At 46.4% G+C, this 14917-nt stretch carries 15 protein-coding genes; 3 read left to right on the top strand and 12 right to left on the bottom strand.

Annotation, left to right across the window (positions count from 1 at the left end; genetic code table 11):
• Positions 1 to 12: 12 nt before the first annotated feature.
• The 10 genes from BLV50_RS07890 to BLV50_RS07935 form a co-directional block, all read right to left on the bottom strand.
• Positions 13 to 1053, bottom strand: coding sequence for an ABC transporter ATP-binding protein (locus BLV50_RS07890; protein WP_063568310.1), 1041 nt, complete (start codon positions 1051 to 1053; stop codon positions 13 to 15).
• A 42-nt stretch (positions 1054 to 1095) separates the two neighbouring features.
• Complete coding sequence (locus tag BLV50_RS07895) at positions 1096 to 1920, bottom strand: ABC transporter permease (protein ID WP_076289304.1); 825 nt, start codon at positions 1918 to 1920, stop codon at positions 1096 to 1098.
• The gene (locus BLV50_RS07900) at positions 1896 to 2960 is read right to left on the bottom strand and encodes a LacI family DNA-binding transcriptional regulator (protein ID WP_090806851.1); all 1065 of its coding nucleotides are present in this window, start codon (positions 2958 to 2960) and stop codon (positions 1896 to 1898) included. Before BLV50_RS07900 ends, BLV50_RS07895 begins: the two co-directional genes overlap by 25 nt.
• Positions 2945 to 3697 carry a glycerophosphodiester phosphodiesterase gene (locus BLV50_RS07905; RefSeq protein ID WP_090806853.1) on the bottom strand — a complete coding sequence of 251 codons (753 nt, stop codon included), beginning with the start codon at positions 3695 to 3697 and terminating at the stop codon, positions 2945 to 2947. Before BLV50_RS07905 ends, BLV50_RS07900 begins: the two co-directional genes overlap by 16 nt.
• Positions 3694 to 4770, bottom strand: a complete 1077-nt coding sequence (locus tag BLV50_RS07910; RefSeq protein WP_090806855.1) for a CehA/McbA family metallohydrolase — start codon at positions 4768 to 4770, stop codon at positions 3694 to 3696. Before BLV50_RS07910 ends, BLV50_RS07905 begins: the two co-directional genes overlap by 4 nt.
• The gene (locus tag BLV50_RS07915) at positions 4767 to 5234 is read right to left on the bottom strand and encodes a hypothetical protein (protein ID WP_090806857.1); all 468 of its coding nucleotides are present in this window, start codon (positions 5232 to 5234) and stop codon (positions 4767 to 4769) included. Before BLV50_RS07915 ends, BLV50_RS07910 begins: the two co-directional genes overlap by 4 nt.
• A gap of 262 nt (positions 5235 to 5496) precedes the next feature.
• The gene (gene solA / locus BLV50_RS07920; protein ID WP_090806859.1) at positions 5497 to 6621 is read right to left on the bottom strand and encodes an N-methyl-L-tryptophan oxidase; all 1125 of its coding nucleotides are present in this window, start codon (positions 6619 to 6621) and stop codon (positions 5497 to 5499) included.
• Between the two features lie 178 nt (positions 6622 to 6799).
• Complete coding sequence (gene map, locus BLV50_RS07925; protein ID WP_064637514.1) at positions 6800 to 7546, bottom strand: type I methionyl aminopeptidase; 747 nt, start codon at positions 7544 to 7546, stop codon at positions 6800 to 6802.
• A 27-nt stretch (positions 7547 to 7573) separates the two neighbouring features.
• The gene (locus BLV50_RS07930) at positions 7574 to 8296 is read right to left on the bottom strand and encodes a TetR/AcrR family transcriptional regulator (RefSeq protein WP_090806861.1); all 723 of its coding nucleotides are present in this window, start codon (positions 8294 to 8296) and stop codon (positions 7574 to 7576) included.
• A 298-nt stretch (positions 8297 to 8594) separates the two neighbouring features.
• A complete protein-coding gene (locus BLV50_RS07935; protein ID WP_072733155.1) occupies positions 8595 to 9305 on the bottom strand; it encodes an SDR family NAD(P)-dependent oxidoreductase in 711 nt (236 codons plus the stop codon).
• Between the two features lie 103 nt (positions 9306 to 9408).
• Here BLV50_RS07935 and BLV50_RS07940 point away from each other — a divergent pair, with 103 nt between their 5' ends.
• The 3 genes from BLV50_RS07940 to BLV50_RS07950 all read left to right on the top strand — a co-directional run bounded on the left by BLV50_RS07940 (position 9409) and on the right by BLV50_RS07950 (position 11292).
• Positions 9409 to 9768, top strand: a complete 360-nt coding sequence (locus BLV50_RS07940; protein WP_063562626.1) for a MerR family transcriptional regulator — start codon at positions 9409 to 9411, stop codon at positions 9766 to 9768.
• A gap of 227 nt (positions 9769 to 9995) precedes the next feature.
• Complete coding sequence (locus BLV50_RS07945) at positions 9996 to 10823, top strand: helix-turn-helix transcriptional regulator (protein ID WP_063562627.1); 828 nt, start codon at positions 9996 to 9998, stop codon at positions 10821 to 10823.
• Between the two features lie 130 nt (positions 10824 to 10953).
• The gene (locus BLV50_RS07950) at positions 10954 to 11292 is read left to right on the top strand and encodes a cupin domain-containing protein (protein WP_090806863.1); all 339 of its coding nucleotides are present in this window, start codon (positions 10954 to 10956) and stop codon (positions 11290 to 11292) included.
• 132 nt (positions 11293 to 11424) lie between these two features.
• Here the strand turns inward: BLV50_RS07950 and BLV50_RS07955 are convergent, their stop codons facing one another.
• Together BLV50_RS07955 and BLV50_RS07960 are read right to left on the bottom strand one after the other, a co-directional pair.
• Complete coding sequence (locus BLV50_RS07955; RefSeq protein WP_090806865.1) at positions 11425 to 13923, bottom strand: FAD-dependent oxidoreductase; 2499 nt, start codon at positions 13921 to 13923, stop codon at positions 11425 to 11427.
• Positions 13920 to 14234, bottom strand: a complete 315-nt coding sequence (locus BLV50_RS07960) for an ArsR/SmtB family transcription factor (protein WP_064637503.1) — start codon at positions 14232 to 14234, stop codon at positions 13920 to 13922. Before BLV50_RS07960 ends, BLV50_RS07955 begins: the two co-directional genes overlap by 4 nt.
• Positions 14235 to 14917: the final 683 nt, after the last annotated feature.

Consider the following 14917-nt stretch of genomic DNA (forward strand, 5'->3'; position numbering starts at 1 on the left):
CATTCATCCTCCTCAGTTCGATTCATCGACCGGGAATCCGGTCATTTTCGAGATCGAGACGCCGACGTCTTTTCCTACCTGCAGCTGCTCAACGAATTCCTTGTTCAGAAAAGCACGTATAATGCCGAATTCCACCAGTTCCACGGTAACTTCGGCGTAATGTCCAAGAATCATGACCTGCTTGACCTTACCCGCCAAAGTACCTTCTCCCATCGTAGTACTGCTCACCTGTACGTCTTCTGGTCGGACCGCAGCTGTCACCTGTCCACTTAACCCCTTCTCGTTTGGCAGGCGAAGATGTGCAATCCGGATGCTCTCCCCTTCCGCCACCCCCTTAAGGAAATTCATTTTGCCGATAAAACCGGCGACATATAATGAAGCGGGCTCATCGTAAATCTGCTGCGGATGAGCAATTTGCTCGATGCGCCCGTGATTCATGACGATAATGCGGTCGGACAACGATAGTGCTTCTTCCTGATCATGCGTGACAAAGACCATTGTCAGCCCGGTCTTCATTTGGATCTCACGCAGCTCCTCACGCATTTCGTGCCGCAGCTTGGCGTCCAGCGCCGAGAAAGGCTCGTCCAACAGCAGTACCGCCGGATTCAGCAGCAGAGACCGAGCCAGCGCAACCCGCTGCTGCTGTCCACCCGAAAGCTCGGCCGGATATTTCTTCTCGAAACCCGACAGTCGGACCAGCTTGAGCGCATCCTCGACCGCTGTGCGGATCTCTTCCTTCGGCATTTTGCGGATCTTCAGGCCGAAGGCCAGATTGTCGTATACCGACATATGCGACCACAAGTTATAGCTCTGGAACACCATCGAGGTCGGTCGTTTCTCCGGTGGCAGTTGAATGACACTTTTGCCCTCGATCAGGATGTCACCGGAGTCCGGTTCGAGAAACCCGCCGATGCTCCGGAGTACGGTAGTTTTCCCGCACCCGGAGGGACCAAGAAGGGTGACCAGCTCGCCTTTTTCAATATCGATGTTGATGCCGCTTACCCCGTCACCCGTTTTGTAGCGTTTGGCTAACTCTCGTACAGACAACTGCATACTTCTGCCTCCCCTTGCTTCGGTATATCGACCGAAATATTTTTATTTCATTTGAAAACCACTCGCCAGCACGTCCGCGCTCACCAGCCGCTGAGCTGCCACTAGCAAAATAATAGTAGGCAGCGTCAGGATGATCGAGAATACGGCTCCGGCGCTGCTCGGAAAGTCGGAAATAATGGAGTACATGACGATTGGCATTGTTTTGTAATCGGGAATACCAACCAGGAACGTGCCCTGCGCTTCGTCGAGCGAATTGAGGAACGTGAAGATCGAAGCGACCATGATGCCGGGCATCGCCATTGGCAGGGTGATGCTGCGGAACACTTTGAACGGGCTTGCCCCAACGTCCCGCGCCGATTCTTCCTGCGCCCGGTGCACGTTGCGAAAGGCGGAGGTCGGAATCCAGGTCATGAACATCAACACATTAATCATATGGATCAGCACAACGCCGAGCAGCGTGTTCATGAGTCCAATCCGGTAGAAAAGAACCGCGATGGAGACGTACAACCCCATTTTCGGAAAAGCATGCGTCAGCAGGAACGAGAACAAGAACATCCGCTTCAGCGGAAACTGGAGTCTTGCGAAGGCATACGCTGCTGGGATGCAGACGACGATGGACAGCAGGGTCACCAGAGTAGCAATGAGGAACGACAGTGAGATCGACGAGACAATATCGTCCTTTGCCAGTACGAACTCCCACCATTTGAAGCCCCATACCTGGGGCAGAATATCCGGATAATTCCACTTTTCACTAAAGGCAAGCACTAGCAGGTTGACCAGCGGACCTGCGAAAAAAATGGCGAACACGGTCAGCAACACAAATTCGATTATTCTTCTCGGACCTACGTGTTTCCAGTACCAAGACATGTTCCGTCCTCCCCTCCATTTGTCGATTGACGAACAATCACTTCGCTTTCGTATTCAATCAGGCGCGGCACGCTCCCCTCGCCGCTAATCAGGCGATCCAGAATCGATACCGCGTCTCGGCCAATACCAGATGCATCCACGCTGACGGTAGTCAGTGATGGGTGGTACATTCCGGCCACTTCGGTATTGTCGTAGCCCATAACGGATACTTCCTCCGGAACGCGGACTCCGCGCTCCAGAAGCACCTTCATCGCACCCAGTGCAAGCATGTCATTTGTACTGAACAGAGCGCTGTATCGTCCATCCCGGAATGCCGCATAATGCTCCTCCATCAACTTCCGACCGGAATCGAAGCTCGATTCCGATGACTCGACAACGGTAAATCCGTCCTGTTCAGAACTAACGCCGAGGGACTCCAGCCGTTTTCGGAAGCCCTCCAATCGCAGCGAGTGGCTCCGATGCTCGCCCGGTCCAGCGATGATAAAGAATTTGCGGTGTCCGCAGTCATATAAATGCTGTGCCGCCCGTTCTCCACCGGCTTCATCGTTGCTCACGAGATGCACGACGTCCGGATCTTCCGTCGATCCATTCACCATCAGATAAGGGATATTGAAGTTCTTGACGTAATCGATGACGTTCTTCTGCAGCCGGCTGACCAGGATGAGTCCATCCACCCGCTGTTCCAGCATATAATCGGTGGAGCGCAGCGACATTTCCCTATCGGTCTTCAGGAAAATCGAGTAGCCCATCTCTTCAGCGGACATCAGTATCTCGTCAATGATTCTGCCATACAGCGTGTGGGACACGATCGGCAGCCTGTCACGGAAAACGATGACTCCGATGTTGTACGTGCGCTTGGCGACCATCGCTCGGGCGACGGCGCTCGGCTTGTAGCGAAGCTGCTCGACCGCCTTGAGAACGCGATCCCGGACTTCAGGACTCGCATATCCGTTTCCGGAGATAACCCGAGAAGCAGTCGATTTCGATACACCAGCCAGTTGGGCCAGCTCCCGCAAACTATGATTCAGCTTATTGTCCAATCCCTATTCTCCTTTGCAAAATCCGTCTCTTCCCGGACGGCAATTAGCTTCGCCGGATCACGGGTTGTTATCGAGTCGACGCCCAACTGTGCAAGTCGCCGCATATCGTCCGCCTCTGAAACCGTCCAGACGTAGATAGCCAGACCGCTCCGCTGCACAGCTTCCATAAGTTCTGGCTGAACGACCTGATACGGCACGTTAATCCCAAAGCAGCCGGCTTCGCGAGCATCTGCACACGCCTGGAACACTGCCTCGTCGTAGCTCAGACTGCCGAAGCTTTGCTTGTTCACATTAAGAAGCCTGCGTATGCTTGGAGCGTAACGACTAGCTTTAACCGCTGACCCGTAATCGCAGCCACTGAGAAACACCATCTCCGCCATACCCATCCGATTCACCAGAGCTGAGACCGGCTCCAGAGCGATGTCTGTTTTGATATCAAGGTTCATCACTTTACCGGCTGCGCGTATCTGCTCAAGCACATCCTGAAGTGTTGGAATAGGCGATAGTCTAGCGGTGTTCAACTCCTTCAGTGTCATTTCTGCAAGACTGCCGCAGCTTCCATCTGCCAAAGTGATATTGTCATCGTGGGCAAGCACCGGCACATGGTCCCGAGTCGAACGGATATCGTCTTCGTAAATATCTACGCCAAGTGTTAGGGCTGCCTGAAGTGACTCGAAAGAATGATCGGGATGGCCCATACAGCCAGTATGGGCTGTGATCAGCGGGAATTTGTTCATCGCGGGTATCCTCCTTCTTCGAAATAGATCGCGTTGGTAAAGGCGATCAGTACATGGACTCCTCGTACGGTTCCCCACAGCTCAGCGCGAATCCACCTGCGGGGGATATCTGGAGTGGAATCCCTCAGTTGGGCTTCAAATTGCATCATCTGTTTTTCCGATGAAGACGGAACTTCAAGATTAAGCTCCTCGCCCAGATTGGAACATAGCTTCAATCTGCAGACCTGCTTCTGTAGCGACCAGAGTCCGGTGCGTACCGAGAAGTCCAGCGTCAAGTTCACCCGGACCGGATCCTCTGCAGCTTCCCGTCTCTCGACTACCGTTGGAACGGTAGAGCCGATTGCATACAATGCATCTCCAGCTTCCAGCGTCAAGGTCAGCAGAGGACCTATCGTTACCGACGCGCGCCCTTCCCGCAGCGCTTGGATAAGCGTTTCTTCATGGAGCGAAAGGGCTGTCGAGCCTCCGTTCCCCGCCACTGCGTCGTCCTCAATCCCGAGATAAGTAACTGAGATCGGATCGTCTGTCTCTCCCTGCGCATGCCAGTCCCTGCCTGAAGTGGCTGCAATCCGATATCCTTCGTTCAGCTTGTGAGTCCACAGATCAAAAGCTCGCCGATTGTTCGTCTGAATGGAAGGGAACGTGCCGGACCAGACTTCGATGTAATCGACAGCGGACCAGTTCCCAATCTCGTATTCCCAGAAGCAACCGGTACAGGCAGGACTGCCGATTCGGAAGGGATGAGCAAGCCCGGCGATTCCACCGAGTCGATGCACGTTCTCGATCCCCGCATCAATTCCATCCCTATTCGCTTGACGCCAGTCGGCAAAAGCGCTAAGTCCTATCGTCACCATATGACCGTAAAAAGTTGTCCACTCCATACCGGGAATGATTCGTAGTCCGTATTTCTGTTCGATTTCCTCTTTGCCGCTCAAGCCGGACATCGTGTTATGATCGGTCAGCGCGATGGCGTCGAAGCCCAGATTGGCTGCTCCCGCTGTCAGTTCTCCCAGTGTCTGACTGCCATCGCTGTGCAGCGTATGTGTATGCAGTTCACAGGCGAACCACTTCATATCGAGTCCTCCTCTGTCGTCCAGACTTCCAGCCGATAAGTGCACGTATCGGTCACGATGCAGTGCAGGCTCAATGTGACGCTCCAGGGCCCCGGAACCAGCTCGCCCGCCATAAGGCCGGGAGAAGCTTCTCTCTCCGATATATATAGATCCTGCACCTCGTCTTGGCGGTGGCACGCCCCTCGGTATCCGCGAGCATCGTCCAGCGAGAGTGTGATCAGATTTTTCAGAGGGAGATGCCGATCAGCATTGGCAATCGCGTATTCCCGATGTTCCGGCAAAATGTATAGATCGTAACTTTCCTTGAGCAGCCGTAGCGCATTCTCCCGATTCTCAAGCGTCTTCGGCGTATATTGTAATCGCAGGTTCAGCTTCACGCAGCCCTCTTCCAACTCAAAAGGAATGCGGATATGTGTTTTGGAATCCTTCGGAGATGCGTATCCTTGTAGATCCAGCAGCTTCATTGCGCCGCACCACCTTTCATTAATTCGTTATCTTCATGACTTACGTTATGCGCGTTTTGCTGAATGTGGGACCGTTCCCACATCTAATACTTATGTTACGGGTTAAAAATCAGGTCCATATCTGCATCGTGTTAATATTCTGTAAATGCAAAAAAGACCGAACTTCTATTAAAAGAAGACCGGTCTTTGTATTTTTTTATCGCTAGATTGTTTTCGCACTGCATACGAGTGGCAGCACATAAAATTTCTCTTGAATGGATTCTTAAAATCGATTGATTGAAAATGGAGAAATGTTATGTTCCGTTTTCCCTGATATAATCAAATCACTTAAAATCTGTCCAACTACACTACTAAATTTAAAGCCATGTCCTGAGAAACCTGATGCAATGGCAACGTTAGGATAGTTAGGATGTGTATCGATAATAAAATCTTCATCAGGAGTCATTGTATACATACACGTTTTACCGAACTTCAATTCTTGTGCTGAGGGCATATAGTGTTGCAAAAATTGTTTTAAATCTGTCGTGTCTTCCTCTAGTTCACCAAATTCCAGGATGGCTTCATCTGGATTGATTGTATCTCCTCCATCATGTCGGCCTAATTTTAATCCGGAACCATCAATGCTTGGGAAACCATAATAATGTCCGTGAGATGTTTCAAACGAAAAGGCTGGGAACTCCTTATGATTATATAAATCATCTTTAGTATCAAACCAGGCAAATGTTTTTCTTATAGGATTAAGAGGAAGATTTAGATCCAACATGGAAAGGAGACTTCCTGACCAGGCCCCTGCTGAAACTACTAACGCATTAGCACTAAAAGTATGATTTTCGGTCTTGATGGTAACTCTTTTATCATGAACCATAATTTCTTTTACTTTACTATTGGTTATGACGGTAGCTCCGTTTTGCTCTGCGAGTTCTCGATATGCTTCAATGCATTCCTCACATTTCAACACTCCTGAGGTTGGTTCGTAGCAACCAATGTAATTGTTCGGTAAATTGATGCCTGGCCAGCGCTTATTTACTTCATTGGAATCTAAAATCTCAAGTGGTAATGAATAGGTTTTTGAGCTTGAAATGATATTTTGGATAAAATCTGTTTTCTCGTAACCCACATTTATAACCCCAGTAGGGAGAAATAATTGTTTTCCCGACACTTTCTCTAAGTCATTCCATAATTCTTGAGCCTTGAGTGCCAACGGAACATAATTTTCACCTTCACCATACGCGTGCCGAATGATTCTTGTCTCTCCGTGATGACTGCCTTTGTTATGGGGCGGGTTAAAGGAATCTATTAATAGTGTACTTTTCCCACTCTTGGATAAAAAATAACCCGCCGCCATCCCCATTGAACCTGCTCCTATTACAATTACGTCATAATGCATTGCAAGTTGCCTCCTTGTAAGAAATCCCCATGTAACTTAAGTATTAAGTATGGCTAGTATTCTTCTATATTACAAATGATATTAACACTTAACAATTGCGCTATCCTGGACATGATACCCAAGTCATAATAAAAAAACCGCATAACAATGCGGTTTTCTTAGATTCGTAAATTTACTATTACTGAGCCGTTAAAATCAGCGGTCCATCCGAGGTGATTGCGATCGTATGCTCATATTGTGCCGACAACTTGCCGTCGGCCGTTCTCGCCGTCCACTGATCGTCGTCGATCGTGATACGGAACGTTCCTTCGTTGATCATCGGTTCAATCGTAAACACCATGCCTTCTTTTAATCGAATGCCTTTGCCGGCTACGCCGATATGCTCATAGGTCGGTTCCTCATGCAGGCTCCGCCCAATCCCGTGTGCCAACAGATCACGTACCACCGAGTACCCATGCGCTTCCGCATGCTTTTGAATCGCCGACGTTATGTCGCCGAGCCGGCCTCCGGGTATAGCCCGAGCAATTCCCAGATCCAAGCATTCCTTTGTCACCTTCATTAACTTTTGCACTTCCGGCCGAATATTGCCTACCGCATAGCTCACACACGAATCGCCGAACCATCCCCCGTATTCCACGACGATGTCGAGTTTTAGCAAGTCTCCATCCATGATTACCCGTTTCGAAGGAATGCCGTGGGCCACCACATCGTTGATCGAAATGCAGGTTTCGGCGGGGAAACCATTATAGCCTTTCGTAAACTGCTTGCCACCCAGCTTGGTGATGTGCCTGGCAACAAAATCATTGATTTCTAGTGTGGTGATGCCAGGCTCGATTAGTTTGGTCACCTCGCGGTAACAGTCCGCAACGATTTGGCTCGCCGGCTTCATTTCTTCAATTTCCCTAGGTGATTTTATAATGATCATCTTTTGTATATTCACTCCTTAGGCATCCTATAATTTTAAAAAACCGACGATATCCCCTGCCTCCTCGTGCAACTTTTCGCGACGCAGCGAAAGCGAGGCGCACCCAACCAAGGCAGCCATCAGCATTTCCGCGCGCTGTAACCGATACGGCTGCTCCGCCGCGTTTCCGCCGGAAGCATCATCCTCGTCTGCCGCACGCCCGGTGTCCACCAGCGCAGCAAACGGCGAGAGCACCTCATCTTGAAAAGCAGCCATAAGCTTGGTCGAGCGTGCTTCAGGTAGCGAGGCAAACCCCTCAAGAGCCAGCTTATACAGCAGGTATATGGCGTGGTCCTCCGCCCAAAGCTGCAGCAACTGGACGCTGGCTGCCGCGACGGGGCCAAGTTCTGCGGAAGCGGTCGTTTCGTAGTTTCCGCTTTGGGAATCCGCGACAGCAAAGTTTCCGGTATTCGCCGCAGAAGCAAAGGCGAGGAGCCCATTCGCTGGCTCATCCCCCGAATTCGAAGCGTGTGGGGCTGCCGGTGCTCCCCCGGCCCGCTCCAACGCATCCCACAGCAGATCGTGGAGCAAATCGCCTTTATTACTGTAATAATGGTATACCGTGCCATATCCGAGTCCCGCCTCAATGGCCACATCTCGGATTTCGAGTAAAGACCCTTTATTCAAAAACACATCGGCAGCGGCTTTACGAATTTGCGCCAGGCGCCGCAGCCGGATCTCTTCGTTTTGTTCTTTTGTGCGTGGAGTCATCTCGTCCGCTCACCTCTTTTATTTTTGACCTACTCTTATGTCAATATAAAACATTAGCTTGCAAATAACAAGAATTAGCTGGAGGATTACGGAAAAACAGACATACTAAGCGGGTGCCCCGGCTTAATATGTCTGTTACTTAACGAGTATATAGCTTTACCACAACATAATGACAAAGCGTTTTAACACTTCGTTCTTGTCCTTCCAAATTAATTCGCGCCATTTTACCCCTTTGATTAGCCGTTGAATGTTACTCTAACCAAAATACATTTGAATACCATTGCTTTGCAGATGTGGATTACCAGGCGTACACGCCTTGCTCATTCAAGAATTCGCCGTTATGATGTTTGCCATCTGTCGCATAACCCACGATAATCGCAGCAGCTGCCTCTTTTGATTTACCGCCTTCAGCATTTCCGTTGAGGTCTGTTGATGTGAATCCAGGCGTTACCGCAAATACTTGAGCCCTGCTGCTTTTAAGTTCATAAGCCATCGAAACTGTCATAGCATTGTTGGCCGTTTTGGATGAGTTATAATCGAATGCGTTTAAAGCAAATCCAGCATTTTGCATATGATCCAGAGAAGCCATGTCGGTCGATACATTAACGATTGTGCCTTCGTTATCTTTGATTAACGGGAACAAACGCTGGTTCAGACGAAAGGTTCCGAAAAAGTTGACTTCAAAAGCGCTCCTCAGATTCTCTTCTTTGGTATCCGTAAAAGAACGGGCGAAAGCACCCGGCATACCCGCATTATTGATCAAAAGTGTTAAGTACGGATAATCCTTGGCAATCATATCGGCTGCCCTTTCGATAGTTTCCAAGTCACTCATGTCAATTTGCACAAATTCTATGTCTAACCCCTCAGAAGTTAACTCGGTAACAGCTGCTTCGCCCCGTTCAACGCTGCGTGCACCAAGGACGACTTTCCAGCCGGCTTGTCCTAACTGCTTAACGATTTCGAATCCGATTCCTTTATTTGCTCCAGTTACAAAAGCGGTCTTCTTCATGTGAATCCTCATTTCTCTAATTTGATTTCATTAACAATACATAAGTTACTATGCTACACTTAGTGTAGGTCAACTATAAATTTTGATAAAAAAGAGGGTTAACATGTTAACGATTGGAGAAGTAGCGAAGAAAGTCGATATCGCTATCGGGGCGATACGCTTTTACGAAAGAAAGGGCCTGTTGAAGCCTGCTGCGCGAAGTGAGCAGAATAACCGTCTTTACACGGAAGATGATCTGAACTGGCTGGTTTTTATCAAATGTCTTCGCGAAACCGGGATGAGTGTGGAGGATATCAAAACGTATTATGACAAAGTAAATGAAGGAACCTCGACTCTGCCGGAAAGAACCAAACTGATTCAAGATCAAAGGCAAAAGTTGCTGGAAGATATCGAGGAGAAAAAAGCGCAGCTCGTTCATTTGGATCACAAACTGGAGCGCTATTATCGCGGAGAAAATTATTAAGATAAGTCTTTTCCTAAAGACAAAACTTTTGAATTTCATGTAATTAGAACGTTGAACCCAAAAAAGGCAGACGATCACGTTTGATCGTCTGCCTTCTTCATTTTATTTAGCTATAGTTCGCATAAGCTAAAGTTTCAACATCGATGAAACTATTGTTTAAATAGGTTGACAATGAGAATTGTTATCAATAATGTGGAGTGAGTTACTATCGAAATGAGGTACACAACGTGAAAATAGATGTGAATCAGTTAGCAGAACATTTTGCACACATTCCTTTTCAAGTAGAGGGAATATATAGATATGCTACAAATCCAGGAGTGAATCACGCTGACTATACCGACTCTTTTCCTGGATTTGTGTTTCCCCTTACAGGAAAGATACAATTTCAATTTAATGGAACACCTTATATTCTTTCGCCAGGAAAAGTGGTGCATGGTGGTGCAAAAATGAAATTGAATGAAAAAACGTTTGATAACTCCAACTGGGAATATATCCTTGTTTTATACCGTATATGTAGCTCAGAACTAGAAGAGTCAAGCTTTTCCCATCAGCATTTTGAATTATCAACGGGACAATCCCCTCGTCTTATCGAATTAATTATGCAGCTTTGGCATGTGTATAATCAGCGTGGAGGCATTTCAAAATTTCAGACTGAAATGCTGTTTCGCGATGTGCTGAACGAAGCCTTAATAAGTGTGTCGAATAGGCAAATGAGTAGTGAATCACATACTTTATTCGAACGGGTATCTAATTATATTCATGAATACTACTATCATGGCCTTACCATAACATCGCTCGCAGAACAATATAACGTTAATCGAAATCGACTTTCTTACGTATTCAAAAAACATGCAGGGATGGGCCCGGCAGAATATCTATTAAAATACCGTATAAACATGGCACAAAAAATGCTATTTACAAGTGATGTGCCAGTACAGCAAATTGCACAAGCGGTTGGAATTGCTGACCCTTTTTATTTTAGTAAAGTGTTCAAGAAACAATTTGGTTTTTCTCCTACTGAATATCGACGGAAGTTCATCAATAATCCATCCTAACTTCAACAGGCATCCATTTTAAAGCGAAAATTAAATCAATATACTTATGGCAGACCAAGAAAAACATCATCATGTCTTGAGTTGCGTATGCAGCATTATATCGAAGGTGAAAAAATAAGGAGGGCTTACTATCCATTATCAAGCGATTAAACTAAGCGAGGAACTATCTAAAATAAAAGATAATTGGTCACCCCAATTAATTGGTGAAATGAATGACTATCAATTTAAAATTGTTAAGATTGCTGGCGATTATGAATGGCATGTTCATCCCGAAACCGATAAGTTATTTTTCGTGATTGAAGGCGAGATGATCATTGATTTTCGTGATGGTCAGGTGAGAATTTCCAAGGATGAGATGTTTATTGTCCCGAGGGGACTTGAGATCAAACCCTCCGCCGAAAAGGAATGTCATATCATGTTAATGGAACCTAAAAGTGAAGGCAACACTGGCGGGACTGAGTCCGCATAAATACCTTACTACGTTTAATCGAACGGTAATTGTACTAAACGAATCTAAGCCCCTTCAGCAATGAAGGGGCTTTTGCTTTTTAAGATAACACATGTCACTGAACAGTTGAATGGTTTTATTAACAAACCGATTTTAAATAAATAGATTATGATTTGCATGAGCTGCCTGCCCCAGATAGTAACCCACTCCACCGATGTTAACCGAATCCATTAATTCTTCACGCTGAATCCCCATTAAATCCATGGACATCTGGCAAGCGACAAACTCAACTCCCTGCGCAGTTGCGGTCTGCATCAGTTCTTCCAGAGAAGCAACATTATTATTCTTCATAATGCCTCGAATAATCTTTGGGCCAACTCCAAGCATATTCATTTTGGACATGCCTAGCTTGTGGCTGCCACGCGGTAACATCATGTCAAACATGCGGCCAATCATTGTTTTGGATACAGGCTGTGGCTGATGCTTACGGATAATATTCAATCCCCAGAAAGTGAAGAACATGGTTACTTTACGTCCACTTGCTGCTGCCCCATTTGCAATAATAAGAGAAGCAATCGCTTTATCTAGATCACCACTGAAGACAACCATCGTGCTCGCAGGCTCCTCTTTAGGAGTTTCCATAGCAGACGATGCGGTCTGCGCGGTATTTTTGGCAATTACAGCTTCAATAGTACCCCCTTTGGATCGTTCCAAGTGTAGAAGTGAGGAACCAGACATCGTTGCCCATGCTTTCACATCTTCATAAAATCCTGGATCGGAAGCTTTCACCCGTAGGGTCTCTCCATTCGATAGTTGATCCATTTTCTGCTTAAGTTGTATCAGCGGACCGGGACAACTTAAACCGCACACGTTCAACTCGTTATCAATACGCTGTGGCTCTGTAAAGATTGGATTGGAGAGCTCTGCTTCCTTTACAGCATGTTTCGGATTGTTGTTCTGACCCTGTCCATCATTATTATCATGGTTTCCGGTAGAAATTGGAGCAGGCCGAAATTGTGCTTGGCGGTATGTCTTATAACCTCCACTCAGATTTTTCACATTAAAGCCATGCTGACGCAAAATCTGCGAAGCTGTATATCCACGCAGACCAACCTGGCAGTATACCCAAATATCTTTGGTTGAGTCTAATTCATCTAATCGCTGACGAAGCTCATCCACTGAAATATTTATGGAGTCCGGAATATTCCCATTGCGATGCTCCAGCTCACTGCGTACATCCAGCAATATCGACTGCTCCGGCTGGCGTTCAGTTAGCTGATCATAGGTGAACGTTTCAACACGTCCAGCCGTAATATTTTCAGCTGCATAACCAGCCATATTAACTGGATCTTTCGCAGAGGAATACGGTGGCGCGTAACTCAACTCAAGCTCTGATAAATCACTGATGTGACCCCCAAAATGAATGGCTACAGCTATGTCATCAATCCGTTTATCCACACCGTCATAACCAATTGCTTGTGCACCTAAAATTTTACCTACCGGAGTAAACAGCAGTTTAAGAGTAATCGCGCTGGAACCCGGATAATACGATGCATGAGATGCAGGATGCACAATTACAGTTCGATAATCGATGCCGAGACGTTTTAGTGTTTTCTCATTACTACCTGTAGTTGCTCCGGTCATTCCAAACACTTTAATAATTGCCGTTCCTTGTGTTCCTTTGTAGATGGAACTTAGTCCGGCGATTTGATCTGCAACAATTCGTCCCTGTTTGTTGGCAGGTCCAGCAAGCGGAATAGCTGTCTTTGTGCCATGAATGGTTTCAGTTACTTCGATGGCATCGCCAACAGCATAGATATGTGGCACACTGCTTTCGAGTGCTTCGTTGACCATAATATGTCCACGTGTTCCTAGGGAAACTCCGCTATTTCTCAGAAAAGCTGTATCTGGAGTTACTCCTATCGCAAGAATAACCAGGTCAGCTGTCAGAACATGACCATCAGATAGTTCAACACCAATGCCATGCTCAAGTGAACGAAAGCCCTGTACACGCTTGGAAAACAGCAGCTTTACCCCATTTTGCTCCATTTCCTGTGCCAATGCTGCTGCCAACTCAGCATCAAATGGTGTGAGCAGCTGACCATTACCCTCTACCAACGTTACATCTAATCCGGCTTCCTTCAAATTTTCCGCCATTTCAACACCAATAAATCCCCCGCCTATAACAATCGATGATATGTTGTTAGAAGAACTTATTTGTTCCTTGATGCGATCAATATCTGGAATGCTGCGCACTGTATAAATCAGTGGATTATCCGTACCCGGCAGATCGGGAATAATTGGCTTGGCACCTGGTGACAAAATCAATTCGTCATAGCTTTCTTCATATTGACCGCGCTCCTGGCTTTGTACCTGAACTGTACGAGTATGCGGATCAATAGCGACGACCTCACTTCGCGTACGCACATCAATATTAAATCGATCGACCATACCTTTGGGAGTTTGTACTAGCAAACGCTCTCGATCCTCGATCGAGCCACCAATATAATAAGGTAAGCCGCAATTGGCAAACGATATATAGGGTCCTTTTTCAAATATGATAATTTCGGCATGTTCATCCAGGCGGCGCAGACGGGCAGCTGCTGATGCACCACCCGCTACTCCGCCCACAATCAGTACTTTTTTACTCATGATTCACAATCTTCCTCTCCAAACAAAATAGGTATCATCTGTTCAATCCGTTGGTCGGCAAGCACGTAATTTACTTCAAGGCCATTGCGCTCAGTCGTTACAATACCTGCACTGCGTAGCTTCTGCAAATGCTGGGACACTGTTGATTGGGGAAGGTCTAGACACTCCTGCATATATGAAACATTACATTTCTTTTTTCGCATCAACCCGCGCACAATGCACAGACGAATTGGATGAGATAGAGCTTTCAGTAGATTAGCAGGTTCATCGAACTGTTTTAAATTAGTGCTATCAAAAGCTTCTGTATTCAAAAATACCCCTCCTGAATCGTTATATCGTAATATTACGATATTTGAATTGGGATGTCAAAATATTTTCATCTTATGCTCATGGCCCTATAAAATTTTAACCAACAAATTTATAAGGCAGCTGAACGTATTCAATCAATAATCAATTAAGTAAAGTATTTCTTTTAATATGTTAATCCTAAAATTAATACCTGAGGATACATAAAAATATTCCTTATATCTAGAAGCTGATTTCCCCCTCTTACTCTCCCCAATCTGTTAGTCACATCTAACATATAGGGGTTTATTTAATACGTCCACTTCAAAAATCGGTGCGTTCTTCCATGTCGCCCCCTACTTCTCTTCTAACTAAGTCGACCTTCATTAAAACAACAATCCCAACAGTTTTATCGAGTTTTAGTCCCAGCTAGTGTAATTCAGTTTAAGTAACAATTCTCGAATGAAAACATATCAATCACGTTTACTATGTCCCATCAATATGTTATATAACACCCATGGCTAAAATAAACATCTCCATACTAAATCCGATCATACTAATAGAATGGCTTCTCTCCACAATGTGTCGTCCTCTGTTTATATGACTTAAGCCGCTCGGCTTATACACGAATTTAACGTTTTTTCCCCACTAAAATCTAGAATAAATATAAGAAAACAAAATCATTTTTCGGAGGCACTTTTCTTTGTCT

It is taken from the genome of Paenibacillus sp. 276b, assembly GCF_900107875.1.
GTDB classification, from domain to species: Bacteria; Bacillota; Bacilli; order Paenibacillales; family Paenibacillaceae; genus Paenibacillus; species Paenibacillus marchantiae.